Source organism: Streptomyces sp. NPDC018031 (genome assembly GCF_044327625.1).
GTDB lineage: Bacteria > Actinomycetota > Actinomycetes > Streptomycetales > Streptomycetaceae > Streptomyces.
Map to the genome: position 1 here is coordinate 929,395 of NZ_JBIRFT010000001.1, position 25,446 is coordinate 954,840.

22 protein-coding genes are annotated in these 25,446 nt (G+C 74.2%); 13 read left to right on the plus strand and 9 right to left on the minus strand.

What is annotated here, in order from left to right:
- Positions 1 to 8: 8 nt before the first annotated feature.
- The 4 genes from ACH4B3_RS03940 to galU form a co-directional block, all read right to left on the minus strand.
- The gene (locus ACH4B3_RS03940) at positions 9 to 635 is read right to left on the minus strand and encodes a molybdenum cofactor biosynthesis protein B (RefSeq protein ID WP_398461117.1); all 627 of its coding nucleotides are present in this window, start codon (positions 633 to 635) and stop codon (positions 9 to 11) included.
- The gene (gene moaC / locus ACH4B3_RS03945) at positions 632 to 1,114 is read right to left on the minus strand and encodes a cyclic pyranopterin monophosphate synthase MoaC (protein ID WP_398461118.1); all 483 of its coding nucleotides are present in this window, start codon (positions 1,112 to 1,114) and stop codon (positions 632 to 634) included. Before moaC ends, ACH4B3_RS03940 begins: the two co-directional genes overlap by 4 nt.
- A 110-nt stretch (positions 1,115 to 1,224) precedes the next feature.
- Positions 1,225 to 2,628: a gephyrin-like molybdotransferase Glp gene (gene glp / locus ACH4B3_RS03950; protein WP_398461119.1), complete on the minus strand. Its 1,404-nt coding sequence runs from the start codon at positions 2,626 to 2,628 to the stop codon at positions 1,225 to 1,227.
- Positions 2,629 to 2,632: 4 nt separating this feature from the next.
- Positions 2,633 to 3,535, minus strand: a complete 903-nt coding sequence (gene galU, locus ACH4B3_RS03955) for a UTP--glucose-1-phosphate uridylyltransferase GalU (RefSeq protein ID WP_398461120.1) — start codon at positions 3,533 to 3,535, stop codon at positions 2,633 to 2,635.
- 82 nt (positions 3,536 to 3,617) lie between these two features.
- Between galU and ACH4B3_RS03960 the strand changes: the two genes are divergently transcribed.
- On the plus strand, positions 3,618 to 4,217 hold the full coding sequence (locus tag ACH4B3_RS03960; RefSeq protein WP_398461121.1) for a 5-formyltetrahydrofolate cyclo-ligase: 600 nt from the start codon (positions 3,618 to 3,620) through the stop codon (positions 4,215 to 4,217).
- 307 nt (positions 4,218 to 4,524) lie between these two features.
- On the opposite strand, the gene ACH4B3_RS03965 is transcribed toward ACH4B3_RS03960, so the two are convergent.
- The gene (locus tag ACH4B3_RS03965) at positions 4,525 to 7,335 is read right to left on the minus strand and encodes a penicillin acylase family protein (protein WP_398461122.1); all 2,811 of its coding nucleotides are present in this window, start codon (positions 7,333 to 7,335) and stop codon (positions 4,525 to 4,527) included.
- 322 nt (positions 7,336 to 7,657) lie between these two features.
- Here ACH4B3_RS03965 and ACH4B3_RS03970 point away from each other — a divergent pair, with 322 nt between their 5' ends.
- The 6 genes from ACH4B3_RS03970 to mscL all read left to right on the plus strand — a co-directional run bounded on the left by ACH4B3_RS03970 (position 7,658) and on the right by mscL (position 14,206).
- Positions 7,658 to 9,226: a potassium/proton antiporter gene (locus tag ACH4B3_RS03970; RefSeq protein WP_398461123.1), complete on the plus strand. Its 1,569-nt coding sequence runs from the start codon at positions 7,658 to 7,660 to the stop codon at positions 9,224 to 9,226.
- 573 nt (positions 9,227 to 9,799) lie between these two features.
- Positions 9,800 to 11,041: an MFS transporter gene (locus tag ACH4B3_RS03975; protein ID WP_398461577.1), complete on the plus strand. Its 1,242-nt coding sequence runs from the start codon at positions 9,800 to 9,802 to the stop codon at positions 11,039 to 11,041.
- A gap of 66 nt (positions 11,042 to 11,107) precedes the next feature.
- On the plus strand, positions 11,108 to 11,446 hold the full coding sequence (locus ACH4B3_RS03980) for an FmdB family zinc ribbon protein (RefSeq protein ID WP_398461124.1): 339 nt from the start codon (positions 11,108 to 11,110) through the stop codon (positions 11,444 to 11,446).
- A 107-nt stretch (positions 11,447 to 11,553) separates the two neighbouring features.
- Positions 11,554 to 12,402 carry an S-methyl-5'-thioadenosine phosphorylase gene (locus ACH4B3_RS03985; protein WP_398461125.1) on the plus strand — a complete coding sequence of 283 codons (849 nt, stop codon included), beginning with the start codon at positions 11,554 to 11,556 and terminating at the stop codon, positions 12,400 to 12,402.
- A 601-nt stretch (positions 12,403 to 13,003) separates the two neighbouring features.
- Positions 13,004 to 13,444, plus strand: a complete 441-nt coding sequence (locus ACH4B3_RS03990; protein ID WP_398461126.1) for an RcpC/CpaB family pilus assembly protein — start codon at positions 13,004 to 13,006, stop codon at positions 13,442 to 13,444.
- Positions 13,445 to 13,690: 246 nt separating this feature from the next.
- Positions 13,691 to 14,206 (plus strand): large conductance mechanosensitive channel protein MscL, encoded by a 516-nt coding sequence (gene mscL / locus ACH4B3_RS03995; RefSeq protein WP_398461127.1) that lies wholly within the window; start codon positions 13,691 to 13,693, stop codon positions 14,204 to 14,206.
- A 52-nt stretch (positions 14,207 to 14,258) separates the two neighbouring features.
- Here the strand turns inward: mscL and ACH4B3_RS04000 are convergent, their stop codons facing one another.
- The gene (locus ACH4B3_RS04000) at positions 14,259 to 14,441 is read right to left on the minus strand and encodes a hypothetical protein (protein ID WP_398461128.1); all 183 of its coding nucleotides are present in this window, start codon (positions 14,439 to 14,441) and stop codon (positions 14,259 to 14,261) included.
- Entirely contained in the window at positions 14,438 to 15,055 is a 618-nt protein-coding gene (locus ACH4B3_RS04005) for an AMP-binding protein (RefSeq protein ID WP_398461129.1), read from the minus strand. The genes ACH4B3_RS04000 and ACH4B3_RS04005 overlap by 4 nt, the downstream gene beginning before the upstream one ends.
- A 223-nt stretch (positions 15,056 to 15,278) precedes the next feature.
- Between ACH4B3_RS04005 and ACH4B3_RS04010 the strand changes: the two genes are divergently transcribed.
- The 3 genes from ACH4B3_RS04010 (at position 15,279) to ACH4B3_RS04020 (ending at position 19,486) form a co-directional block, all read left to right on the plus strand.
- Entirely contained in the window at positions 15,279 to 16,487 is a 1,209-nt protein-coding gene (locus ACH4B3_RS04010; RefSeq protein WP_398461130.1) for a low temperature requirement protein A, read from the plus strand.
- A gap of 483 nt (positions 16,488 to 16,970) precedes the next feature.
- The gene (locus ACH4B3_RS04015) at positions 16,971 to 18,344 is read left to right on the plus strand and encodes a P1 family peptidase (RefSeq protein ID WP_398461131.1); all 1,374 of its coding nucleotides are present in this window, start codon (positions 16,971 to 16,973) and stop codon (positions 18,342 to 18,344) included.
- Positions 18,345 to 18,742: 398 nt separating this feature from the next.
- Positions 18,743 to 19,486: a 3-oxoacyl-ACP reductase family protein gene (locus ACH4B3_RS04020; protein WP_398461132.1), complete on the plus strand. Its 744-nt coding sequence runs from the start codon at positions 18,743 to 18,745 to the stop codon at positions 19,484 to 19,486.
- Between the two features lie 147 nt (positions 19,487 to 19,633).
- Here ACH4B3_RS04020 and ACH4B3_RS04025 read toward each other — a convergent pair whose 3' ends face one another.
- The gene (locus ACH4B3_RS04025; protein WP_398461133.1) at positions 19,634 to 20,656 is read right to left on the minus strand and encodes an RNA polymerase sigma factor RpoD/SigA; all 1,023 of its coding nucleotides are present in this window, start codon (positions 20,654 to 20,656) and stop codon (positions 19,634 to 19,636) included.
- Between the two features lie 446 nt (positions 20,657 to 21,102).
- Between ACH4B3_RS04025 and ACH4B3_RS04030 the strand changes: the two genes are divergently transcribed.
- Entirely contained in the window at positions 21,103 to 21,723 is a 621-nt protein-coding gene (locus ACH4B3_RS04030; protein WP_398461134.1) for a hypothetical protein, read from the plus strand.
- Between the two features lie 330 nt (positions 21,724 to 22,053).
- On the plus strand, positions 22,054 to 23,208 hold the full coding sequence (locus ACH4B3_RS04035; protein ID WP_398461135.1) for a questin oxidase family protein: 1,155 nt from the start codon (positions 22,054 to 22,056) through the stop codon (positions 23,206 to 23,208).
- A gap of 468 nt (positions 23,209 to 23,676) precedes the next feature.
- Here ACH4B3_RS04035 and ACH4B3_RS04040 read toward each other — a convergent pair whose 3' ends face one another.
- On the minus strand, positions 23,677 to 24,438 hold the full coding sequence (locus ACH4B3_RS04040; protein WP_398461578.1) for a dioxygenase: 762 nt from the start codon (positions 24,436 to 24,438) through the stop codon (positions 23,677 to 23,679).
- Positions 24,439 to 24,641: 203 nt separating this feature from the next.
- Between ACH4B3_RS04040 and ACH4B3_RS04045 the strand changes: the two genes are divergently transcribed.
- Entirely contained in the window at positions 24,642 to 25,148 is a 507-nt protein-coding gene (locus ACH4B3_RS04045; RefSeq protein ID WP_398461136.1) for a MarR family winged helix-turn-helix transcriptional regulator, read from the plus strand.
- Positions 25,149 to 25,446 lie beyond the last annotated feature (298 nt).

The window sequence follows — 25,446 nt, forward strand, 5'->3', positions numbered from 1 at the left end:
GGAGGCGTTCAGCTGTGGCTCCCTCGGGGACCCCCGGGTCTGGGGTGGTCACCGCCGCGGATCTGGTCCACGGCGTGGACGAGCAGCCGGCCCAGGACGGCCAGCCCGTCCCGGACCCCGCCCGTCGACCCGGGCAGGTTGACGATCAGGGTGGTCCCGGCCACCCCGGCCAGCCCGCGGGAGAGGGCGGCGGTGGGCACCTTGGCGAGACCCTCGGCCCGGATGGCCTCCGCGATGCCGGGGACCTCGTAGGCGATGACCCGCCGGGTGGCCTCGGGCGTGCGGTCGGTGGGCGAGAGGCCGGTGCCACCGGTGGTGACGACGGTGTCGTACCCCGCCGACACGGCCTCCCGCAGGGCCGCCTCCACCGGGTCCCCGTCCGGGACCACCCGGGGGCCGTCGACCGCGAAGCCGAGCGCGGCCAGGCCCTCGGCGATCAGCGGGCCGCCGCGGTCCGCGTACACCCCGGCGGAGGCCCGGTTCGAGGCCGTCACCACCAGCGCGCGGTAGACCGGCGCGGACCGGGCCGCGTCCGGGCGGGCGCCCGGGTCCGGTGCCGTCCGGGCCCCGGTGCCGGGCGCCGGTGTGCCGGGCGCCGGGGCCGGTGTGGCGGGTGGCCGCGCGTCCCGGGTCACGCCCGGCTCCAGTCGCCGGACTTCCCGCCGGTCTTCTCCTCGACCCGCACGTCGGTGATCACGGCCCCCTTGTCGACGGCCTTCACCATGTCGATCACGGTCAGGGCGGCCACGCCGACGGCGGTCAGCGCCTCCATCTCCACCCCGGTGCGGTCGGTGGTCTTCACGGTGGCGAGGATCTCCACCGCGTCGTCGGCGACGGTCAGGTCCACCGTGACCCCGGAGACGGCCAGCGGGTGGCAGAGCGGGATCAGCTCCGGTGTGCGCTTGGCCCCCATGATCCCGGCGATCCGGGCGGTGGCGAGGGCGTCCCCCTTGGGCACCCCCTCGCCGCGCAGCAGCTCCACCACGCGGGGCGAGACCAGCACACGGCCGCTGGCGCGGGCGGTGCGTTCGGTGACGTCCTTGGCGGACACGTCGACCATCCGCGCCGCGCCGGCCTGGTCGAGGTGGGTGAGATGGTCCTGGGCGCTGCTCATCGTTCTCCCGGTCGGGCCACGTGGCTCCTTGTGGGACGACACCGTACCCGCAGTCCAGGGCGATGGTGGGGGCGGAGCCCCGTCGGGGGTGGCGGCGGGACCGGCCCGGGCTAGGTGAGCAGGACCACGTCCACCTCGGTGCCGGCGGCGACCTCGGTGGTGGCCTCGTCCACGACGATCAGTGCGTTGGCGCGGGCCAGCGCCCCCACCAGATGGGACCCGGCGCCGCCCACCGGGGTGACGGTGCCCGGCTCGCCGGGGCCCGCGGGCTCGTACCGGCCGCGCAGGAACTGCCGCCGCCCCTCGGGCGAGGAGCCGACGGCCTCGGCGCACACCGCCCGCCGGGTGGTGCGGTGCACGTCCGGCAGGCCCATCAGGGTGCGGATCACCGGGCGGACGAACAGCTCGAAGGAGACGTAGGAGCTGACCGGGTTCCCCGGGAGCGCCAGCAGCGGGACCCGGTCCGGGCCGATCCGGCCGAAGCCCTGCGGCTTGCCGGGCTGCATCGCGACCCTGCGGAACTCCACGTCGCCGCCCAGCGCCTCCTTCACCACGTCGTAGGCCCCGACGCTGACCCCGCCGCTGGTGACGATGGCGTCGGCGCGGATCAGCTGGTCCTCGACGGCGGAGCGGAACGTGGCCGCGTCGTCCGCGACCGCGCCCGCCCGGTAGGCGATGGCACCCGCGTCCCGGGCGGCGGCGGTGAGCTGGAAGCTGTTGGAGTCGTGGATGCGGCCGGGGGCGAGCGGCTCGCCGGGCTGGACCAGTTCGCTGCCGGTCGACATGACCACCACCCGGGGGCGCGGCCGCACCGCCACCGTGGCCCGGCCGATGGCGGCCAGCAGCCCGATCTGCGGCGGTCCGAGCACGGTGCCGGCGCGCAGCGCGAGCTCCCCGGCGGTGACGTCGCTGCCCCGGGCGCGCACGTGCTGGCGGGCCGCGGCGGGGCGGTGGACCCGGACCTCACCGGTGGCGCCCTCGGGGGCGGCGCTGTGCGCGCGCATCCCGGTGGCCGGGCCCCGGCCGGTGCCGCCGTCGGTCCATTCCACCGGCACCACGGCCTCCGCGCCGGGCGGGAGCGGGGCGCCGGTCATGATGCGGGCGGCCTCGCCGGGGCCCACCTCGGGCAGCTCACCGCTGCCCGCCGCGACGTCCCCGATCACGGTCAGCGTCACGGGGGACTTCCCGCTCGCGCCCGCGACGTCCGCCGTGCGGACCGCGTAGCCGTCCATGGAGCTGTTGTCGAAGGGCGGCAGCGCCACCGGGACGGTGACGTCCTCGACGAGCACGCAGCCCTGGGCTTCGAGCAGCCGCAGCTCGATCGGTTCCAGCGGGCGGATCTTCCCGAGGATGTCGTCGAGGTGGTCGGCCACCGACCAGAGGCGGTCCCGGGTGCCGCGCCCGGACCCGCCGGATCCGCCGGATCCGTGGCCGCCGGGCGCTCCGTGGTCCCGGCCCGGGCGGTGGGAGGCGCCCGGGCCGTGGTCGGCGGCCTTCGCTGCGGTGCTGCTCAAAGTGCTACATCTCCTCGTCGACGTAACTCCGAAGCCAGGCCCGGAAGTCCGGTCCCAGGTCTTCACGTTCGCACGCGAGTCTCACAATGGCACGCAGATAGTCGCCACGGTCCCCGGTGTCGTACCGGCGGCCCTTGAAGATGACGCCGTGCACCGGGCCGCCGAGGTCGGGGTCGCTGGCCAGCGCCTGGAGGGCGTCGGTCAGCTGGATCTCGCCGCCGCGGCCGGGCCGGGTCTCCCGGAGCACGCCGAAGACGGAGGGGTCCAGCACGTAGCGGCCGATCACCGCGTAGTTGCTGGGGGCGTCGGCGGGCTCCGGCTTCTCGATCAGCCCGCTCACCTGGACCACGCCGTCGTCGAAGGTCGGCTTGACGGCCGCGCAGCCGTAGAGGTGGATCTGCGCGGGGTCGACCTCCATGAGGGCGATGACGCTGCCGCCGTACTGCTCCTGCACCTCGACCATCCGGGAGAGCAGCGGGTCGCGGGCGTCGATCAGGTCGTCGCCGAGCAGCACCGCGAACGGCTGGTCGCCGACGTGCGGGGCGGCGCAGAGCACGGCGTGGCCGAGCCCCCGCGGGTCGCCCTGGCGGACATAGTGCATGGTGGCGAGGTCGCTGGACTCCTGGACGCGGGCGAGCCGGGCCTCGTCGCCCTTGCGGGTGAGAAGCTCCTCGAGCTCGTAGTTGCGGTCGAAGTGGTCCTCCAGGGGGCGCTTGTTGCGCCCCGTGATCATGAGGACGTCGGAGAGTCCGGCGGTGACGGCCTCTTCCACGACGTACTGGATCGCAGGCTTGTCGACGACCGGCAGCATCTCCTTGGGAGTGGCCTTCGTCGCCGGGAGGAAGCGGGTTCCGAGTCCCGCCGCGGGGATGACAGCCTTGCTGATCCGAGTACGCGATTGAGTCATGTCCTGAACCTTATCGGGTGGCTTTGACCGAATGATGCGGGTTCAGTGAATGTGACATGAGACAAGGGATATGTACGCCTCGATGATCAATCCCGACGCTAGTAAGGGCGTATTGCGGAAACGTCTCCTCTCGGTGAGGGCCGGGTTGACAGCAGATGACGTCACGGCTGCCGGGGCGGCCCTGGCCCGTCGGGCGCTCGGGCTCCCGGAGCTGGCCGCGGCCCGCACGGTCGCGGCGTACGTCTCGGTGGGCCGGGAACCGGGCACCCGGCCGCTGCTGGACGCGCTGCGGGACCGGGGCGTCCGGGTGCTGCTCCCGGTGCTGCTGCCGGACAACGACCTGGACTGGGCGCACTACACCGGCGCCGGGGGCCTGGCGCGCGCCGCCCGCGGCCTGCTGGAGCCCACCGGCGACCGGCTCGGCCCGGACGCGGTGCTGTCGGCGGACACCGTGCTGCTGCCCGGGCTCGCGGTGGACCGCCAGGGGCTGCGGCTGGGCCGCGGCGGCGGCAGTTACGACCGGGTGCTGGCCCGGCTGGACGCCGCCGGCGCCGCACCCGCCCTGGTGGTGCTGGTCTACGACGACGAGCTGCTGGACCGGGTGCCGGGCGAGGCGCACGACCGGCCGGTGCGGGCGGCGGTGACGCCCTCCGGGGTGCACCGCTTCCCGGCGCCCGGCTGACCTCCCCGGCCCCGGCCGGAGAGCCGGCGCCGGGCTTCCGGCGGCCCGGCCCCTCCGCGCCGGGCCGCCGGAAGCCCGCGGCGGGCGGCGCGCGCCGGCACCCGGGCCGGGCCGCCGGGCGGCGCTCGGCCGCGGCGCCCCGCCCGGTCCGGATACCGCGCGGCCCCGCCGGGCCGTACCGCGAAGGTACGGCCCGGCGGGGCCGGGGAACTGCGGGGGCACGCTCGCGCCGGGGCTCAGCCGGCGGCGCGGGCCGCGGCCCGGGACCGTCCCCGGGCCGGGCCGCGGCTTCCGCGCGGTGCCGTGCTCACGGCGTCAGCGCCAGCTCGTCCTCGGTGGCCTTGTCCACCGCCCGCTCGCTGAACGCCCACGGCAGCAGCTCGCCCTTGGCCCACTTGTCCGTCTGGTCGGTGTAGTGGTCGTGGAAGGCGTGGCCGGACGCCCCGGTGAGGTTGATCCAGCGGGACTTGTCCAGGTCCTGGAGGTTGACCACCATCCGCATCGACGGCACCCAGGAGACCTCGTAGCCGCCGGCCGCGTTCCAGCCGGTGGCGTTCACCGCGGCCTCACCGCCGCTCAGGTTCCACGGCCCCCGGTTGAGCAGCCACTGCACGTAGCCGGGCCCCTCCTTGCCGAGGGTCTGGTTCTTCAGCGTCAGCCGGTGCAGCCGGCCCCAGCTCCAGCTGTCGATGTCCTTGCCCAGCTTGGCGGTGAGCTCGTAGCGGGCCTCCTTCATCGCCTTGGCCAGCAGCTCGTCGCGGTTGGTGGCGCCCGGGTCGGTGGAGGTGCCGGACGTCTTCCACCAGTTGTTCTTGGGCTCGTCGAGGATGTTGCGCACCACCTCGAACCAGCGGTCGCCGCCGTCCGGCTGGGCCGCGGACTCGTCGCGCTCGCCGCACTCGCGCACCGTGCGGGTGTTGCCGTCCAGGTCCTCGACCGGGCCCGAGTCGTCGGCCGGGCGCACCCGCAGGCACTGGCCCTCCACCCGCAGCTCCTTGGGCAGCTTGTTGCCGAAGGCGAGCATCAGGGTGTTCCGCCAGACGGCGTTGAAGTAGGCGGCCGCGGCGGAGTCGGCGTCCTGGGTGTAGTCCCAGCCCTCCAGCAGCTGCTGGGCCTCGCGGACGTAGTCGTCCTTGATGTCGATCTTGAGCAGGTAGGGGGTCAGCAGCTCGGCGATCTCGCTGCTGTTGTCCATCTGCATGTTCCGCATGTCGTCGGTCGAGATCTTCCCGCCGTCCTTGATCTTCGACTCGATGAGGTCGTTGATCCGCTGGCTGCGGGCGCCGTAGCCCCAGTCGTCGGTGAGCCGGTAGCGGTACTTGTCGTCCACCACGGCCTGGTTGGCGGTGACGATGTAGCCGCGCGCGGGGTTCTTCTCCCACGGCAGCGCGGACTGCGGGATGTACTTCTCCCACTGGTAGGCCGGGTCCCAGCCGGGCGCCGGGTAGCGGCCGTCGCCCTTGCCGCGGACCGGGATGCGGCCCGGGGCCTGGTAGCCGATGGTGCCCTCGGTGTCGGCGTAGATCAGGTTCTGCGAGGGGACGGCGAAGTCGGCGGCCGCCTCCCGGAACTCGTCGAAGTCCTGCGCCGCGTTGAGCTCGAAGACCGCGTCCATGCTGTTGGACGGGGTCAGCGCGGTCCAGCGCAGGGAGACCGCGTAGCCGTCGCCGCGGTCCGGGGCGACACTGCCGACCGGCGCGTTCTCGCCGACCTCGTCCAGCTCGTCGTCGAGCGCGTCGTCGCGGTCGGAGATCAGCGGGCCGTTCCTGGTGCTCCGGACGGTGATCGTGCGGTCCTTGTCGCCCGCGACCTCGATGGTCTCCTTGCGGGTGACGAACGGTTCCTGCTTGCCGTCGTACAGGTAGCTGTCGGCGGTGACCTTCTCCAGGTAGAGGTCGGAGACGTCGGCGCCGAGGTTGGTCATACCCCAGGCGATCTTGGCGTTGTGGCCGATTATCACGCCGGGCATACCGGAGAAGGTGTAGCCGGCCACGTCGTACGGGCAGGCGGCGTCGACCCGGTTGCAGTGCAGCCCCATCTGGTACCAGACCGAGGGCAGCTGCGGCGCCAGGTGCGGGTCGTTGGCGAGCAGCGGCTTGCCGGTGGTGGTGTACTTGCCGGAGACCACCCACGAGTTGGAGCCGATGCCGGAGCCGTTCGGGCCGAGCAGCGCCGGGATGTCCTCCACCGTGCCGGAGAGCGAGGTGAGCTGGCTCTGCAGCCCCTGCGCCGCGCCCTCGGGAGTACCGGCGCCCGTGCCCGGCGTCGTGGTGCCAGGGGTCGTGGTGCCAGGGGTGCCCTGGAGGCCGCCGCCGGTCTCGGTCTCGCCGCCGGAGGCGGGGGCGGTGCCGTCCGGGTCGAACTCCTCGGTGATCGGGTCGACCGAGCCCCCGTCCACGATCGGCTTGTTCCGCTCGTACGGGTAGGGCGGGTACAGCTCCTTGATCTGCTTCTGGCTGAGTCGGCCGGAGGAGAGCGCGCGGTCGATCTCGTCCTGCATGTTGCCGCGCAGGTCCCACGCCATGGCCTTGAGCCAGGCGACCGAGTCCACCGGGGTCCACTTCTCCGGCTCGTAGTCGTTCACGAAGTCCAGCGCCGCGTACTCGACCGAGAGCTCCTTGCCCTGATGGTCCTTGAGGTACGCGTTGACGCCGTCGGAGTAGGCCTGGAGGTACTTCTTCGTCTGCGGCGACAGCTTCTTGTCGTACTCCTGCTGTGCCACGTGCCGCCAGCCCAGGGTGCGCAGGAAGGCGTCCGTCTCCACCTGGTCCTTGCCGAACATCTCGGAGAGGCGGCCCGCCGTCATGTGGCGGCGGACGTCCATTTCCCAGAAGCGGTCCTGCGCCTGCACGTAGCCCTGGGCGCGGAACAGGTCCTCGGGGGTGTCGGCGTAGATCTGCGGGATGCCGTAGCCGTCACGCTTCACCTGGACCGGACCGGAGAGTCCCTTGAGCTGCAGGGAGCCGGTGGTCTCGGGGAACGAGGCGCGCACCGTGCTGACGCTCCAGTAGGTGCCGTATCCGACGCCCGCCACGAGCAGCAGCACGACTGCGATCACGATCAGGCGGGCACGTCGGCCCTTCTTCTTCCGAGAAGGGCCGTTTTGGTTGGCGGGCATCGCTGTCCTTCGAGGGCAGGGTGGTCCTGGAGTGCTGGAGCAACCATAGGCGCAGCGGCCGGGCCGCCCTTACGCGGTGTCTTTCCTGACGGACGGGACGGGTCCGGCGCGCGGCGGGACCGCGTCAAGAACCCGTAAAATGTTAGGCAAGGCAATGAACTTTCGGGAGTGAGTTCCGGACAACCGGAAGGAACGCCCGTTCCGGACGAAGTCCGAACGAACAGGAGAAACAGCACAGGTCACGAGAGGAACGTTCCGGCCGGCACCCGCGAGAACCCGCAAGCGCCGCGACAGACCCGTGACAGCCCGCGAAGAAACCCCAGTGCACGCGAGAAAGGTCCGGCCCCTGACTGTCCACCACCTCAACGAACTCCTGCTGATCTGCTCGCTCGTGCTGCTGATCGCCGTGGCAGCGGTACGCGTCTCGACGCGCAGCGGGCTCCCGACGCTGCTCATCTACCTGGGCATCGGCGTGGCGATAGGCCAGGACGGCATCGGCGTCACCTTCGACGACGCCCAGCTGACCCAGGTCATCGGCTACGCCGCGCTGGTCGTGATCCTGGCCGAAGGCGGCCTGGGCACCAAATGGCGAGAAATCAAACCGGCCTTGCCGCTGGCCGCGACGCTCGCCACGCTCGGCGTCGCGGTGAGCGTGGGGGTCACCGCGGCCGGTGCGCACTACCTGGTGGGACTCCAGTGGAAACAGGCGTTGATCATCGGCGCGGTGGTGTCGTCCACCGACGCGGCGGCGGTCTTCTCCGTCCTGCGGAAGGTGCCGCTGCCGTCCCGGCTCAACGGCGCGCTGGAGGCCGAGTCGGGCTTCAACGACGCCCCCGTGGTGATCCTGGTGGTCGCCCTGTCCACGCACGGCCACGTCGAGCACTGGTACCTGCTGCTCGGCAAGATCGCCCTGGAGCTGGCCATCGGTGCGGCGCTGGGCCTCGCCGTGGGCCTGCTGGGCTCGTACGGGCTGCGGCACGTGGCGCTGCCCGCGTCCGGCCTCTACCCGATCGCGGTGATGGCCATCGCGGTGGTGGCCTACGCGGCCGGGGCGCTGGCCCACGGCTCCGGCTTCCTCGCCGTCTACCTGGCCGCGCTGGTCATGGGCAACGCCAGGCTGCCGCACTGGCCGGCCACCCGGGGGTTCGCCGAGGGGCTGGGCTGGATCGCCCAGATCGGCATGTTCGTCCTGCTCGGCCTGCTGGTCACCCCGCACGAGCTGGGCGACGACATCGTGCCCGCACTGCTCATCGGACTGGTGCTGACCGTGGTGGCCCGCCCCGCGTCGGTGGTGGTGAGCATGGCGCCGTTCCGGGTGCCGTGGCGCGAGCAGGCGCTGCTGTCGTGGGCCGGACTCCGCGGCGCGGTGCCGATCGTCCTCGCCACCATCCCGATGGTGAGCGAGGTGCCGGACAGCCGGCGGATCTTCAACGTGGTCTTCGTGCTGGTGATCGTCTACACCCTGGTGCAGGGGCCGACGCTGCCGTGGCTGGCGAAGCGGCTGCGGCTCGGCGACTCCGAAGCCGCCTCGGACCTGGGCATCGAGTCCGCGCCGCTGGAGCGGCTGCGCGGGCATCTGCTGTCCGTGTCCATCCCGGCCGGGTCGCGGATGCACGGCGTGGAGGTGAGCGAGCTCCGGCTGCCCGCGGGGGCGGCGGTCACCCTGGTGGTCCGGGACGGCACCAGCTTCGTGCCGCTGCCGTCCACCGCGCTGCGGCGCGGCGACGAGCTGCTCGTCGTCACCACCGACCCGGTGCGGGACGCGGCGGAGTCCCGGCTCCGGGCCGTCGCCAGGGGCGGCAAACTGGCCGGCTGGCTGGGCGCCGGGGCGCGCGGCGGCCATGACGGCCCCGGCCGCGCCGAGGACGGTGGCGGCGGCCGGACCGGGTGATCACGGGGGCCGCCCGGGGACTTCCGGTCCTTCCGGGGCGGCCCCCCGGGTCTCCCCGGGGCGGCCTCCCGGGCAGCCCGGGATCGGCCCCCGGGCCCTTCCGGGGGCCGGCTCCCGGGGGCCTCGCGGGCCGCTTCCGCAGGTACGCACCAGGTACGCGCCCGATCGATGCCGGGCCACCAGGTAACATATCCGGGCAATAACCAACCCATCTCTGTCTGATGCAGAGCTGGCGCGACCGCACGGCGGCCGCGGCCCCCGTTCCCGGGCGGCCGGTCCGGCATCTACCACGGTCCCGCGCGAGAGGACAGCTCTCGGCGCGCTCCGGTGGAGATCCCTGACGAGTGCGCTACCAGACGGCGGAAAGGCCCGGCCGTGGCACCCACGGTCACCCAGCACGACTTCGGCAACGGCCGCACCCCCGGTCACCAGGGGTCCGGAACCGGCCCCTCCCCCTCGTCCGGCACCGCCTCCGGCGGGTCGGCCGACCGCCGGGACACCACCCCGCGGGACACCGCCGACCCCAAGGCCACCGGCGCCGCCGGCCCCGCCACCCGCCCCGGCTACCGGCAGCTGCTGCGCACCCGCGGCGCGTGGGGCTTCGTACTCCCCGGCTTCCTGGCCCGCCAGCCGTTCGCCATGCTCACCATCGGCATCGTGCTGCTGGTCGAGCACACCACGGGATCGTTCGGCACGGCCGGCGCCGTGTCCGCGACGGCCGGTGTCGCCATGGCGCTCTGCGCCCCGCAGTCCGGCAAGCTCGCCGACCGCTTCGGGCAGGCCGCCGTGCTGGTGCCCGGGGTGCTGGTGCACGCCGCCGCGATCACCCTGCTGATGACGCTCGCCCTGCTGCACGCCCCGCTGTGGGCGCTGTGCCTGGCGGCGGTGCCCGCCGGTGCCTCGGTGCCGCAGATCGGCCCCATGGTGCGGGCCCGGTGGGCCTCCCGGCTGGAGGGATCGCCGCTGATGCCGACCGCGGCGGCGTTCGAGTCGGTGACCGACGAGTTCACCTTCGTGGTCGGACCGGTACTGGCCACCGCCCTGTGCACCGGGGTGCACCCGGCGGCCGGACTGGTCGCCGAGGCCACCCTGACCGTGGTCGGGGGTCTGCTGTTCGCCACCCGGCGAGCCACCCAGCCGCGGCCGCAGCGCGACGCCCGGGCCGGGTCCGGCGCCGCCGGGACCGGCCGGGGCGGCTCGGCGCTGGCCGTACCGGGCGTACGGGTGCTGATCGCCGTCTTCCTCGGCATCGGCGCGGTCTTCGGCGGTATGCAGGTCTCGCTGACGGCGTTCACCGAGGAGATCGGGCAGCCGGGCATCAACGGCGTGCTCTACGGCGTCTTCGCCGCCGGCAACATGCTGGCGGGCATCGCCAGTGGCGCGATCATGTGGCGGCGCAGCCCGCAGCAACGACTGCTGATCGCCTACCCGCTGCTGACCCTGGCCACCGCCCCGCTGTGGCTGGCGCACTCCACTGCGCTGCTCGGCGCACTGGGCCTGCTGGTGGGTCTGTGCATCGCTCCGGCCCTGATCACCGGCTACACGCTGGTGGAGTCCCTGGTCCCGGCGGGTGCCCGGACGGAGGCGTTCACCTGGCTCACCGGCGCGGTGGCGCTGGGCCAGGCGGCCGCCGCGACGGCCGCGGGCCGGCTGGCGGACGGGTTCGGAGCGAGCACCGGGTTCCTGGTCCCGCTGGCGGGCACCGGCCTGGCGATGCTGACACTGCTGGCCCTGCGCGGACGACTGGCCCCGGCCGGACCCGGGCGGGTGGCCGCGCGTGGAGTCCGTCACCGTGTGACCGTCCCGGTGGACTGACAGGCCGGAATACTGCACTATGGAGCGTCGTTAGCACTCATCGAGTGAGAGTGCCAGGAGGAGCAAGTGCCGACCTATCAGTACCAGTGCACCGCATGTGGCGAGGGCCTTGAGGCGGTGCAGAAGTTCACCGACGAGGCGCTGACCGAGTGCCCCAGCTGCAAGGGACGCCTGAAGAAGGTGTTCTCCGCGGTCGGCATCGTCTTCAAGGGATCCGGCTTCTACCGGAACGACAGCCGTGGCTCGTCGTCCAGCAGCAGCCCGGCCAAGCCCGCGGCCGCCAAGAGCGACAGCGGTTCGTCGTCCTCCTCGACGACGTCCTCGTCGTCTTCGTCGTCGTCTTCGTCGGCGTCTTCCTCGTCCTCCAGCTCCACCTCGTCCGGCAGCGCTTCGTCCGCCGCCTGACCCCAGCACTCACCCGGCCCCCGGCTCGCGCACCGCGCGAGGACGGGGGCCGATGTGCATCCGAGGACGGGACACGGGCCCAGGACGCGGCCGCTAGGGTGACAGTCATGGCTGAGACGAGCAACGCACAAGCGGACATAGGCGTCATCGGCGGTTCCGGCTTCTACTCGTTCCTGGACGACGTGACCGAGATCACGGTCGATACTCCCTACGGCCCGCCGAGCGACTCGCTCTTCCTCGGTGAGGTCGCCGGGCGCCGGGTCGCCTTCCTGCCCCGGCACGGCCGGAAGCACCACCTGCCGCCGCACCGCATCAACTACCGCGCCAACCTGTGGGCCCTCCGGTCGCTCGGCGTGCGGCAGGTCCTCGGCCCGTGCGCGGTCGGCGGGCTCCGCCCGGAGTACGGCCCGGGCACCCTGCTCGTCCCGGACCAGCTGGTGGACCGCACGAAGTCCCGCGCCCAGACCTACTTCGACGGCGAGCCGCTGGCGGACGGCCGGACCCCGAACGTGGTGCACGTGACCTTCGCCGACCCGTACTGCCCCACCGGCCGCAAGGCAGCGGTGGCGGCGGCCCGCGGACGGGACTGGGAACCGGTGGACGGCGGGACCATGGTGGTCATCGAGGGGCCGCGCTTCTCGACCCGGGCGGAATCGAGGTGGCACGCCGGGCAGGGCTGGTCGGTGATCGGTATGACGGGCCACCCGGAGGCGGTGCTCGCCCGCGAGCTGGAGCTCTGCTACACCTCGATCGCACTGGTCACGGACCTGGACGCGGGTACCGAGGCCGGCGAGGGCGTCTCCCACACGGAGGTCATGCGGGTCTTCTCGGAGAACGTCGGACGGCTGCGCGAGGTGCTCTTCGACGCGGTCCGGGAACTCCCGGACACCCGGGGGCGGGACTGCCTGTGCACCACGGCGCACGACGGCTGGGACCTCGGCATCGATCTGCCCTGACCCTTCCCGGGAGCGCCGCGCCACCCCACCGGGTGGCGCGGTTTTCCACAACCGGCCGGTCATGCACAGGCCGCAGCGGGATCGCGCGGTCCGGGGCATCGTGAAGGGGACCCATCACCGGGCTCCGGCCCTTCACGACTGGCGGTGCGCCATGCCTTCCACCCCTCCCCCGTTCCCCTTCTCCTCGCGCCCGGCCCCCTCCGCCCCCTCCGCTTCCGCACCGGTCCCGGCCTTCGCCGCTTCCGCCCCGGAGCCGCACCCGGACCCCGCCGCTTCCGCCCCGGAGCCGATCCCGCCGGAGGCTTCCGTGCCGGCCGCCTTCCCGCCGGCCGCTCCCTCCCCGGCGCCCTCCCCCGCTCCCTCCCTCGTTCCCTTTGCACCGGCGGATCTCCCGTTCCACGGCCCCGCCCCGGGCAACGGTGGAGGCGTGCGGCCCGGCCACGGGGTCAGCCCGGGGCCGCACCCGTCGGGAGGAACGGGGCATCCGGACCCGGCTCGCCCGGCTCCGCCCGTCGGCGAGGTCCCGGTCTTCCCACCGGTGCGCGTGGCGGGCCGGCACCGCCACCGATGGGGCCGCGTGTTACGGAGACGGCGCCGGCCGGTGGCGGCCGGGCTCGCGCTGGCCGCCGCCGCGGTGGTCGCCGCCCTGCCCCGCTCGGCGGCGCAGGACGGCGGGGCGACCGGGCCGGCCCCGGAGGCAGGTGCGCGCCCCGGGGCGGTGGCGCCGCCCGGGCAGCGGCCCGCCGCACCGGTCTCCGCACCGGTCTCCGCGCCGGTCCGGATCGCCGATGCCGCGACGGTCCGGCTGCTCCGCCCCGGGGACCGTGTCGACGTGCTGGCGGCGCCGGAGGCGGGCGGCGGCCCGGCGGCCGTGCGCGTCGTCGCCCGGAGCGCCCGGGTCGCGAAGGTGCCCGAGCCACCGGCCGCGGCCGCTCACGGGGATCCGGAGGGAGCGCTCGTGGTGCTGGCGGTGGAGCGGTCGACCGCCACCGCGCTGGCCGGCGCCTCCGTCACCTCCCGGCTGGCGGTCACGCTGTGCTGAGCCTCCGGCCTCACCCGCTCCCGCGCCTCCATCCGCTCAGGCGCCCCGCTGACCCCCTTCACGCCTTGACTGCGGGTTTCCGCCGCCTTCCGCCGATCCTTCACTTTCCTCCCGGTCACATCATCGAATCGTCATTTTCGCTTCCCCGGAACCGGCTGCGGGTGCGCTCCACGCGCCTCTACCCTGCATGTGGTTGCGGAATGAACCGTTCCGTCGACCGGCGTACGGAGAGAAAGAGGCAGGGGTTTGACCGAGGAGAAGAAGAGCGTCCTGGAGGGCTTCAAGGCCTTCCTGATGCGGGGCAACGTGATCGACCTGGCCGTCGCGGTCGTGATCGGCGCCGCCTTCACGTCTGTGGTGAACAGCGTGGTGAAGGGCGTGATCAACCCCCTGGTCGGAGCCTTCGGCACCAAGGATCTGGAGAAGTACCGCTCCTGCCTCAAGGGGCCGTGCCGGACGAACGAAGCGGGCGACGTGGTCAGCGGGGTGCCGATCCTGTGGGGTTCGGTGCTCAGCGCGGTGCTGACGTTCCTGATCACCGCCGCGGTGGTGTACTTCCTCATGGTCCTGCCCATGTCCCGCTATCTGGCGCGGAAGGCGGCCAAGGAGGCGCAGGAGGAGGAGGCGGAGGCCGCCGAGATCGCGTTGCTGCGCGAGATCCGCGATGCGCTCGTCGCCGAGCGGGGCGGTGGCTCCGGCACCGTTTCCGCCGGTTCAGGGCCCGTGCCGGATCCCGGCTCCGGGGCCGGGGCGAGGGTCTGACCGGCCCGCCCGGCCACCGCAGGCGCCGGTGCACCGGCCACCACAGGTGCCGCTACAGGTGGTGGGGCGGCTTCTCGTCCAGGAAGCGAGCGAGGTCGGCGGCGCCATCGGCGCCGCCGGGGGCCCGCTCACCCCACCCGTGGTCCGTATCGTCCGACGACTGCTGCGCGAGCGGATCGTCGAAGATCAGCGCGGTCGACGGATCGCGCGGTCCAGAAGCGGGGGCGGTACTCATACCTCCAGGCTACGGCGTCCCGCGGAATCCTCCACGGCCGCCTGACCGGGAAGGGCCACCAGCGCCGGGCCCCGCGTCAGATGAGAGGCCCACGGGCGCGCCTGCCGGTCAGTGCCCGGACGCAGCGCCTCGTGCCACCACAGATCACGTCCCGGCGTCCACGACACCGGCCGGGCGACCCGGTGCACGACCAGGACGTTCCGCACCTCGGAGCAGCCCGCCAGGGCCCGGTCCACCACCGGCTTGAGCGAGCGGGTCTCGCCGGCCCGCTGGTCGCCGTCGGCCGTGATCAGCACCGAGGCGCCCAACTCCCTCAGCCGTGCGCGGAGCTGGTCCGCCCGCAGCCCCACCGGGAGGCTGCAGCGCACGGCGTCGATCCGGCCGCAGGCGAGGGTCACGACCACGGACTCGGGGACGAGCGGCAGATGCACCGCCACCCGGTCCCCGGCCCGCACACCGAGCCGGGTCAGGGCCTCCGCCGCGCGAGCCGCCTGGTCCAGCAGCTCCCCGTGCGTCAGCTCCTCGGTGCGGTCCGGCTCGCTGATCCAGCGAAGCGCCACGCGCGAGGTGCTACCGAGCGCCGACAGCTGTTCCGTCCGAGTGGTTCGGGCCACGGTGATCCTCTTTCGGGCGGGGTCGGTCGACATGCCGATGAGCATGTCGCGCGGACATCAACATCCACTCAACGTCTGATATACGTCGCGCCCGGTCAGCCCATAACCGATCATTTCCAGCAAAGGAGACCTATTACTCGAAGCGGCACGGAGACGGCGGCCCGCGCTCCCGGACAGGCGGCCCACCGCCCGGCACGTGCCCCGGACCGGGAGCGGCCGACCCATGAGCGACGATCACGCCCTCGGCGCCGGCCACGCCCGGCCCGCCGCTCCGCTCCGCCGGATGACCGCACGCGACCGCGCCGAGCGCCATCGCTCCGCCACCCCGCTGGAGCTCTTCTTCGACCTGTGCTTCGTGGTGGCCGTGGCCCAGGCGGGAGCGCAGCTGGTGCACGCGGTGGCCGAGGGGCACCCGGGCCGCGGCATCGCCGACTACGCGATGGTCTTCTTCGCGGTGTGGTGGGCGTGGATGAACTTCTCCTGGTTCGCCTCCGCCTACGACATCGACGACGTGCCGTACCGGGTGGTGACCCTGGTGCAGATCGCGGGCGTGCTGATCCTGGCCGCGGGGGTGCCGCGGGCCGTCGAGCACCATGACTTCGCCGTGGTCTGGTTCGGCTATCTGGTGATGCGGACGGCCCTGGTCTTCCAGTGGCTGCGAGCCGCCCGCTGCTCCACCGGCGCGGAACGCGGCACCGCGGTGCGGTACGCGACCGGAGTGGCGCTGTGCCAGGTCGGCTGGCTGGGCCTGCTGTTCCTGCCCGAGGAGGGGCGGCCCTGGCTGTTCCTGGTGATGGCTCTGCTGGAGATGGCCGTCCCGGTCTGGGCGGAGCGCGCGTACCGGACCACCTGGCATCCGCACCACATCGCGGAGCGGTACGGGCTGTTCACCATCATCGTGCTCGGCGAGACCATCGCCGCCGCGACCGTGGCGGTGCAGTCCGCGGTGGACGAGTCCCACGCCCTGGGCGACCTGCTGCTGATCGCGGGCGGCGGGCTGCTGATCGTCTTCGCGGCGTGGTGGATCTACTTCGCGGTGCCCATCCACGAACATCTCGCGTCCAACCGGGAGGGATTCCTGTGGGGCTACGGTCACTACCTGGTCTTCGGCTCGGCCGCCGCCATCGGGGCGGGCATCGAGGTGGCCGTGGAGCAGGCGATCGGCAAGGCGCATGTCTCCACCGCTGCGGCGGCCGCCGCCGTCACCGTGCCGAGCGCTCTCTTCCTGATCACGGTGTGGCTGCTGCACGCCCGCCACTACAAACACGGGGTAGGCCAGCTCACCCTTCCGGTATCGGCGGCGCTGGTGCTGGGGTGCACCTGGGCCGGCCACTCCGCGGTCCTGCTCGCCGGGGTGGTCTGCGCGGCCACCGTCGTCGCGGGAGTCACCATCACCGCCCGCCAGAACCGTCCCGCCGAGCCGTCCTTCTGACCGGCCGCCGGGACGAGCCGCCCGGCGCCCTGGGGGCCGCGCCCCCACCTCACCCGGCGCCGATCGGCCCGGCGTCCCGGGGGCCGCGCACCACCCCAACCCCGCCCGGACGCACCCGCGGGACCGCGCGGCACCCACCCCGCACGGGCGTATCCGCGGGCCGCGCGGCACCCCACCCCGCACGGCGCGGATCGGCCCGGCGCTCAGGGCCGCGCACCAACCCGCCGCACCCGGCCGCCTCATCCGGCGCGAGTCGGCCAGGCGGCCAGGGAGTGCGCGCACCAACCCGCCTCACCGGCGCAGGTCCGGCGCGACGCCCGGGGGCCCGTGCACCGCCCGGGTCCGCCGCCCCGCCCGGGCGTCCCCGGCCGGCATCCAGTGGTGCGGGCTCCGGGCGCGCCCGGCGGCGTCCGTCTCTCCCGACCCGGCACACCCCCGGTCGCGTCGCACCCGGCCGTGCTACCCATGGGTCCCATGGACCCCATGGATGCAGCCGACCCGGCGTCACCCGCCTCGTCCGACCGCCCGGCCCCCGGCCCCGCCGGGCACGAGGGGGCCGCCGCCCGCGACTCCACCGGGCACGGAAAGCCCGCCGGTGCCCGTCCCGACGGCCCGCCGTCCGCCCCGGACGTCCCGGACGTCCCGGGCCCCGCGGCAGCGCCGGCCGGCCCGGCCCCGGCGGCGGGCGGCGCTGCCGCCCCTGGTCCCGGGGACGCGCTGACCGATGTGGCGGGACTGCGCGTCGGCCATGCGCAGCGGACCGGCGACGGCTGGCTGACCGGCACCACCGTGGTACTGGCGGAGGGCGGGGCGGTCGCGGCGGTGGACGTCCGGGGCGGCGGGCCGGGAACCCGGGAGACCGACGCGCTGGATCCACGGAATCTGGTGCAGCGGATCGACGCCGTGGTGCTGACCGGAGGCAGCGCCTTCGGTCTGGACGCCGTCGGCGGGGTCGTCGCCTCGCTGGAGGAGCGGGGGCGCGGCTTCCGGGTCGGGCCGGATCCGTCCCAGGTGGTGCCGGTGGTTCCCGGCGCCGCGCTCTTCGACCTCGGGCGGGGCGGCGACTGGCGGAACCGCCCGGACGCGGCACTGGGCCGGGCCGCCGCCGAGGCCGCGCTCCGTTCGGGGGCCGGCGCCTCATTCGCCCGGGGCAACGTCGGCGCGGGCACCGGCGCCGTGGCGGGTGGCCTCAAGGGCGGTATCGGCTCGGCGAGCGTGGTCCTGCCGTCCGGCGTCACGGTGGCCGCGCTCGTCGCGGTCAACGCGGCGGGGTCGGTCTTCGACCCGGCGACGGGCGTCCTGTACGGACTGGCCCACCGGCCGGAGGGCGGCCTCGGCGACCAGGAGCGCGCGTACCGGCCCGGTCACGCCGCCCATACGGAGGCGATGCGCAGGCTGGCCGCGGCGCGGGAGGCGTCGGGAGCCCGCTCGGCGGCGTCGGTACGGCCGCCGCTCAACACCACGCTGGCCGTGGTCGCCACCGACGCCGTGCTCAGCCGTGCGCAGGCGCAGAAGCTGGCGGGTACGGCACATGACGGGCTGGCCCGGGCGGTGCGGCCGGTGCATCTGCTCACCGACGGGGACACCGTCTTCGCCCTGTCGACGGGTGCCCGGCCGTTGCTTCCGGAGGGGGCCGGGGAGCCCGTCGGCCCGTTCACCCCGTGGGACGGGGAGGTGGTGGCCGTGAACGAGGTGCTCGCGGCCGGCGCGGACGTGATCACCCGCGCGGTGCTGGACGCGGTGCTCCGCGCCGAGGGGGTCGACGGCCCGGGCGGGGTGTTCCCCGCGTACCGCGAGTTGTACGGGCCGGCGGACGCAGCGGCCGGGACGGGGGGCCGGGACGGCGGACGTCGCTGACCCGGGACGGGGGCGTCGCTGCCCCTGGGCGGCGGCCGGCCCTCCACCGCCGGCCGGCCGCCCACCGGCGCCGTCCCCCCGGCCCTGGCGCGGCAGCGCGCTCCCACCACCCGCGCCCGCACCCATGCCCGAGGACGCACCCGCACCCGCGCCCGTGCCCGTGCCCGTGCCCGCGCCCGCGCCCGTGCCCGCGCCCGTGCCGGTGTCCAGATCGACGTCCGAATGCCGCCGGACTCTCCGCCCGTGACGGATGAGGATCATGTCGTGTCCTCGGCGCCGCCCCGGCGGTGCCGTTCCACGGGAAACAGCCGCCCGGCGTCCGGAAGCCGATGGCCATGACCGTGGCCTGCCGGCACAACGGCCATTCACCACATTCACGACCATTGGGGAGCGCAATCATGACAGCACCACTGGAGGGCAAGGCGGCTCTGGTGACCGGAGGCAGCCGCGGCATCGGCGCGGCGGTGGCCCTCCGGCTCGCCGAGGACGGCGCCGACGTGGCCCTGACCTTCCAGAGCGGCGAGCGGGCGGCGCAGGAGATCGTCGATCGCATCAAGGGTCTGGGCCGCCGTGCGCTGGCGGTGCGCGCGGACAGCGCCGAGGCCACGGCGGTTCGGGCCGCCGTGGACGAGGCCGCCGCCGAGTTCGGCCGGCTGGACATCCTGGTCAACAACGCGGGCGCCGGTGTGCTCGGGCCGATAGCCGACATCTCCTCGGCGGACGTCGACCGGGTCCTGGCCGTCAACGTCCGGGCCCCGTACCTGGCGGCTCAGGCCGCGGTCGCGCATCTGCGCGAGGGCGGGCGGATCATCAGCATCGGCAGCTGCATGGCCGAGCGTGTCGCCTTCCCCGGCGGCAGCCTCTACGCGATGAGCAAGAGCGCGATGACCGGCATGACCAAGGCCCTCGCCCGTGAGCTGGGGCCGAACGGCATCACCGTCAACCTGGTCCACCCGGGGCCGATCGACACCGACATGAACCCGGCCGACGGGGAGAGCGCCGAGATGCAGGCCGGCCTCACCGCGCTCGGGCGCTACGGGCGGCCCTCCGAGGTCGCGGCGACCGTCGCCCATCTCGCGGGGCCCGCCGGTGACTACATCAGCGGTGCGTCGATCGCGGTCGACGGCGGCTTCGCCGTCTGACCGTCCGGCGTCCGCGGCCCGGTCCGGGCACGCCCTGCCGTCATCGGCAGGGCGTGCGGGAGACCGGAAGGAGGAAGGAGAGAGCCCCGGCGCTGGGGGGGGGAGATGCGCCGGGGCTCGTTCTGGGGTCCGGGCGGACCGCCCGGATCAGGCGGCGGCATCGAAGCCGGTGTCGCGCGCCATCTTCTTCAGCTCCAGGAGAGCGTGCTTCTCGATCTGCCGGATCCGCTCCCGGGTCAGGCCGTGCTCCTTGCCGACCTCGGTCAGCGTGCGCTCACGGCCGTCATTGATACCGTAACGCGCCTTGATGATCGACGCGGTGCGTTCGTCGAGACGCCCGATGAGATCTTCCAGTTCCTCGCTGCGGAGCAGGGACAGCACCGACTGCTCCGGCGAGATCGCGGAGGTGTCCTCCAGCAGGTCGCCGAACTGCGTCTCGCCCTCGTCGTCGACCGACATGTTCAGGCTGACCGGGTCGCGCGCCCAGTCGAGCACGTCCGCGACACGCTCCGGGCTGGTGCCCAGTTCGGCGGCGATCTCGGTGTGCTCGGGCTCGCGGCCGTTCTCCCGGTTGAACTCGCGCTGCACCCGGCGGATCCGGCCCAGCTCCTCGACCAGGTGCACGGGCAGCCGGATGGTGCGCGACTGGTCGGCGATCGAGCGGGTGATGGCCTGCCGGATCCACCACGTGGCGTAGGTGGAGAACTTGAAGCCCTTGGTGTAGTCGAACTTCTCCACCGCGCGCACCAGGCCCGCGTTGCCCTCCTGGATCAGGTCCAGCAGCGGCAGCCCGCTGCGCGGGTACCTGCGGGCGACCGCCACCACCAGACGCAGGTTGGACCGGATGAAGACGTCCTTCGCCCGGGCGCCTTCGGCGGCTATCGTCTCCAGCTCCGCACGGGTGGCGTCGCCACCGGCCTCCGGTTCGGCACCCGCTTCCTCGTCGATCGCATCGTCGAGGATCTGCTGGGCGTACACCCCGGCCTCGATGGTCTGCGACAACTCGACTTCCCTCGCCGCGTCGAGCAGCGGGGTGCGGGCGATCTCGTCCAGGTACATGCCGACCAGGTCGCGGTCGGCGATCTCCCCGCCTGCGGCGCGAACACTGCTGCCCCCGTCAGCACCGGTGGTGCTGCTGGTCTGACGACGGGCGACGGCACGGGTTGCCATGCGTGGTGCTCCCTTGCGATGAGTCGGTCGGGGGACAGTGAACGAAGCTCCGGAACGTCTTTTCGGGTGCCCCGTCCGATGGAAACAACGACTGGAATCAGGACAGAATTCCCCAGTCATCCACCCGTTTTCGCGATCATGCAGTACCCTGTCCCGCCACACAGGGTCACGGCATCCTCGCGGAGCCTCGGACGCGCAGGTCAGGCCCGGTGGGAAAGCCCGTCCGGTGGCGTCTTCGAGCGGGCCGGCTCCCGGGGCCCCTGAGACGGCCGTCACATCCGGGGCCCGGACCCCTGCACCGCGGACCACGTCGTCCGCGGCTGCCTTCCTACCCCCCAGGACGTGGCCCATCCGTGCACGGTTGCTCGGCCCGCTGATCGATTTGCCGTCCCGGTCGGGCGGGTGTGCCCTGGGGAGCGGGGGATTCCAGGCGGAAGGGGCCTGCCATGAACGCGCACATCACCGCTCCGTCGCGGCACCGCCGGCTGTCCGCGCACGCCTCGCTGGCCACGGTGATGCCGGTGGTACTGGGACTCTGCTACGGCTCGTGGGTGGGCTGGGTGGAGTACAACCACGGCACCGACCTGTTCCAGTCCCAGATGCAGGGACTGGTGGCGGCGGGGATCGTGATGGTGCTCTGCTTCGCCGTCGCCGCCGTGCAGCACGCCGTGATGAACGAACTCAAGGCCCTGATGTACGGGGCGGTGTTCGGAGCGGCGATGGGCTACGGCTACCACATCACCGGCTCCAGCATCCTCAAGGGCTGCCTGATGGGGCTGCTGTTCGGCGTCATCATGACGGTGGTGTCCTTCTACCTCTTCCACACCCACACCCCCGCGCGCAGCGCTTCGGACATCCGCACCGGCCGGCGGGTGCCGCCCATCCTCACGCGGTCCGCGCCCGGCCAGCTGCCGGAGCGGACCCGGGAGGCGCTGGCCGGCCGGGGCACCGAACCGCTGGGCGACCAGGTCGCCGACCCGGGCACCGGCCGTCGCGTCGACGACCCCGGTACCCACTCCGGCCGCCCCATGGCCGACCCGGGCCGGTCCCGCGCGGAGGACGAATGACGGGGGGATCGTCCGCGTCGGCCTGCCGGGCTGCCGGGCTACCGGGCTACCGGGCTGCCGGGCCGCCGGGTTGCCGGGCCGCCGGGTTGCCGGGCCGCCGGGTTGCCGGGTTGCCGGGTTGCCGGGTTGCCGGGTTGCCGCCACCGTGCGGGCGCGGCAACCCGGCCGGGGAGCGCACGCCGACGCGGCCCCCGGCCGGCGCAGCCGCCGCGGCAGGCCCGGCCCCCGGCCGGCCGCCCCGGGTACCGACCGGAGACCTACGTCCGTCGGCTGGTGACGCTCCTCCCCCGGCCCGTTCCGGCGGCGGCCCGGCCGTCCTAACGTCCTGGCATGACCGCAGCAGACCAGGCCCCGCCCTCCGGCCGGGCCGACCACGACCCGACCGGCACGCTCGACGAGGCACTGGAGCGGCTGCACCTGCGCGGCCCCGAGCGCCTGGGCCGGCTGACCAACCACGCCCCGATGGCGGTGGAGGCGCTGGCCGCGCACGGCCACGCCGCCGCCGTCCACCGGTGGCTGGACCGCTACTCCGGCAAGCTGGAGGAGTTCCCCGCGACGACCGTGCCGGTCACCGACGCCGACTGGCGCACCGCCCTGGGGGACCCGCGCCGCGCCGGGGACTGGATCGGCTACTTCGACCGCGCCCTCGCCGAGCGCCCCTGGCGGGACGTGCTCGCCCGGTGGTGGCCGCGGCTGCTGCCGGGCATCGCGGGCGGTTCCACCCATCCGGTGATCCGGGTGGGGCACGCGGTACGCACCCTGCTGGACGGCGAGGAGACCGCGCCGCGCCGCACCGAACTCGCCCATGGCCTGGGCTACTGGGCGGCCCGGCACCGGCCGCTGCCCGGCGCCGCCGCGCCGGCCGGGCGGCAGGGGCCGGAGGCGGCCCTGTGGGCGGTGCCGGCGGTGCCGGAGCAGCGCGGCGGGCTGCCGGACCGGCTGGCCCAGCTCGACGACCTGCCGCGGTGGAGTTCGGCGACCGCCGCGCTGGCGCCGCCCACCGGCCCGGAGGACGCCCGGCGGTCGCTCGCCGAGCTGGTGGCCGCGGCGGTCCGGCGTTACGCGGCGCAGGCCGAGGCCGAGCCGGTGATGCTGGTGCACGCGGCGACCGCGCCGAACGCGGTGCTGCGCACGCTGCCCGCGCTCCCTCGTGAGCTGTGGGTGCCGAGTCTGGGTGCGGCATGGGCGGCGAGTGCCGCCGTCGTCGCCGCCTACGCTCCGGGCCCCGGCGGTGCGAACGGCGCGGCGCCCGATGGGCCGGACGCCCTGGCGGAGCGGTCGGCGGAGGCCGCGACCGCCGGGCGCATGGCGCGCGCCGAGGCCATGGCGGAGGCGTTCGCGCTGGCCGCCGCCCATGGTGACGAGCACACCATCAAGCTGACCGACACCGCGCTGGACACCGTCCGGGCCTCGGGCGACCCGGCCGGGCTCACCGCGGCGGCGCGGGCCCGGGAGCTGATCGAACCGCTCGCCGGAACGGCCTGACCGGCGGCCGGCCGTCAGCGCGGGCCGACCGGCCGGCCACCGGGAGCCGTCGGCGCGAGGCGGCCCGCGACCGGGGCCAGCGGCGCGGGCCGCCCGGTCGCAGGCCCACCGGTCGCGGACCCACCGGCGTCGCGCGGACCGGCCGTCATGCGGACGGCCCGCACGCGGACCGGCCGTCATGCGGGACGGGCCCTCACACAGCCCTGGCGACACACAGACCGGGCGTCACACAGACCGGCCGGCACACAGACCGGCCGGCACGGACCGGCCGACACATCAGGCCGACCGCCCGGGCGGCCGCCCGCCGGGCCGATCAGTCGGCCGACAAGGTCAGCCCCGGCAGGGTCGGCCGCAGCCGGGATCGCGCCGGGCCTGGCCGTCCCCCGGCCAGGCCGTCCCCGGGCGAGGACACCCGCGCGGGCAGCCGCCCGGAAGGCCAGCCGCCCGGAAGGTCTGCCCCGCGGAAGGTCAGCCGAACTGCACGGACCGCTTGGCCAGCCCCATCCAGAAGCCGTCGATCACCGTGCGCTGGTTCGTCAGGTCGTCCCCGGCCGCGCCGAGGGTGACGAACAGCGGCGCGAAGTGCTCGGTGCGCGGGTGGGCCAGGCGGCCGGAGGGAGAGCGGTGCTCGAAGTCGAGGAGGGCGTCCACGTCCCGGGTCTCCAGCGCGTCCCGGCCCCAGTGGTCGAACTCGGCCGACCAGCCCGGCACGCCGGGTCCGGTGTGCCGGAGCGCGGCCAGGTTGTGGGTGAAGAAGCCGCTGCCGACGATGAGCACGCCCTCGTCCCGCAGCGGGGCCAGGCGGCGCCCGATGGCCAGCAGCTCCTGCGGATCGAGGGTGGGCATGGAGACCTGGAGCACCGGGATGTCGGCGGCCGGGAACATCTCGACGAGCGGGACGTACGCGCCGTGGTCGAGCCCCCGGTCGGGGATGTCCTGGACCGGGGTGCCGGGGCCGCGCAGCGCCTTGCGGACCCGTTCGGCGAGCCCGGGTGCCCCGGGTGCCGGGTAGCGCACCCGGTAGTAGTGCTCCGGGAAGCCCCAGAAGTCGTAGACCAGCGGCACGGCCCGGGTGGCGCCCAGGGCGAGCGGCGCCTCCTCCCAGTGCGCGGAGATCATCAGGATGGCGGTGGGGCGCGGCAGGTCCGCGGACCACGCGGCGAGCTGGCCGGGCCAGGTCGGATCGTCGGCGAGCGGCGGGGCACCGTGGCTGAGATAGAGGGCGGGCATCCGGGCCGGTTCGGCGCCGGTTCCGGCGCCGGCCGCGGGGCCGGCACCGGGGGTGCGCCCGGACGGGGCGCCGTGCTGCGCTGCGGTGGGCATGCTGACCTCCTGACCTCGGAGTTCCCGTTGGATGCTTGAACTCTCAAGGAGTTCCACCCTAACGCGTTACTTGTTTAAATTTCAAGAAGCAAGTCCGTAGACTGGAGGCCGTGGAAGCCATGACGACCGACCCCGCAGACCAGCCCCGCTGGCTCAGCGACGAGGAACAGCACACGTGGCAGGCATACCTGCACGCCACCACGCTGCTGGAGGATCACCTCGACCGCCAGCTGCAGAGAGACGCGGGGATGCCGCACATCTACTACGGCCTCCTGGTCCAGCTGTCCCGGGCCCCCAGACGGCGGATGCGCATGACGGTGCTCGCACGGAACGCGAAGATCACCCGGTCCCGGCTGTCCCACGCCATCGCGCGACTGGAGAAGAACGGCTGGGTGCGCCGGGAGGACTGCGCCTCCGACAAGCGGGGCCAGAACGCGGTGCTCACCGACGAGGGGTACGAGGTGCTGCGGCAGACGGCCCCCGGCCACGTCTCCGCGGTCCGCTCGGCGCTCTTCGACCGGCTCAGTCCCGAACAGGTCGCCCGGCTCGGCGAGATCTGCGCCATCGTGGCCGAGGGCCTGCAACCGGAGGGCGCGGACCTGCCCTGGCTGCGCTGACCTCCGGCACCACGGGCACCCGCCGGGGCCACCGCGCCCCCGCCGGCACCACGGGCACCCGCCAGCACCACCGCGCACCCGCCGGCACGACCCGGCACCCGGCGCCACCACCGGCGGCCGGCGCGGCCGGGCACCCCGCGCCCTGACGGGCGGTCCTGCGCCGCCACCAACTCCCCTCGCGCCACCTTGAGGGAGTCCGCGCCCCCTGGGGAAGCCCGCGCCACCACAGGGAACCCGGCGCCACACGGGCGAACCCGCGCCACACGGGCAGGGGCCCGGTCTCCGCGATCGCGGAGAC

What these genes read in the sequence shown, in the direction of transcription:
- ACH4B3_RS03960 (WP_398461121.1), top strand. Translation starts at nt 3,618, where the DNA reads ATGATCAATCCCGACGCTAGTAAGGGCGTATTGCGGAAACGTCTCCTC.
- ACH4B3_RS04000 (WP_398461128.1), bottom strand. Translation starts at nt 14,441, where the DNA reads ATGAGTACCGCCCCCGCTTCTGGACCGCGCGATCCGTCGACCGCGCTG.
- ACH4B3_RS04015 (WP_398461131.1), top strand. Translation starts at nt 16,971, where the DNA reads ATGGATGCAGCCGACCCGGCGTCACCCGCCTCGTCCGACCGCCCGGCC.
- ACH4B3_RS04030 (WP_398461134.1), top strand. Translation starts at nt 21,103, where the DNA reads ATGAACGCGCACATCACCGCTCCGTCGCGGCACCGCCGGCTGTCCGCG.
- ACH4B3_RS03965 (WP_398461122.1), bottom strand. Translation starts at nt 7,335, where the DNA reads ATGCCCGCCAACCAAAACGGCCCTTCTCGGAAGAAGAAGGGCCGACGT.
- ACH4B3_RS04025 (WP_398461133.1), bottom strand. Translation starts at nt 20,656, where the DNA reads ATGGCAACCCGTGCCGTCGCCCGTCGTCAGACCAGCAGCACCACCGGT.
- ACH4B3_RS04040 (WP_398461578.1), bottom strand. Translation starts at nt 24,438, where the DNA reads ATGCCCGCCCTCTATCTCAGCCACGGTGCCCCGCCGCTCGCCGACGAT.
- moaC (WP_398461118.1), bottom strand. Translation starts at nt 1,114, where the DNA reads ATGAGCAGCGCCCAGGACCATCTCACCCACCTCGACCAGGCCGGCGCG.
- ACH4B3_RS04035 (WP_398461135.1), top strand. Translation starts at nt 22,054, where the DNA reads ATGACCGCAGCAGACCAGGCCCCGCCCTCCGGCCGGGCCGACCACGAC.
- ACH4B3_RS04020 (WP_398461132.1), top strand. Translation starts at nt 18,743, where the DNA reads ATGACAGCACCACTGGAGGGCAAGGCGGCTCTGGTGACCGGAGGCAGC.
- galU (WP_398461120.1), bottom strand. Translation starts at nt 3,535, where the DNA reads ATGACTCAATCGCGTACTCGGATCAGCAAGGCTGTCATCCCCGCGGCG.
- ACH4B3_RS04010 (WP_398461130.1), top strand. Translation starts at nt 15,279, where the DNA reads ATGAGCGACGATCACGCCCTCGGCGCCGGCCACGCCCGGCCCGCCGCT.
- ACH4B3_RS03985 (WP_398461125.1), top strand. Translation starts at nt 11,554, where the DNA reads ATGGCTGAGACGAGCAACGCACAAGCGGACATAGGCGTCATCGGCGGT.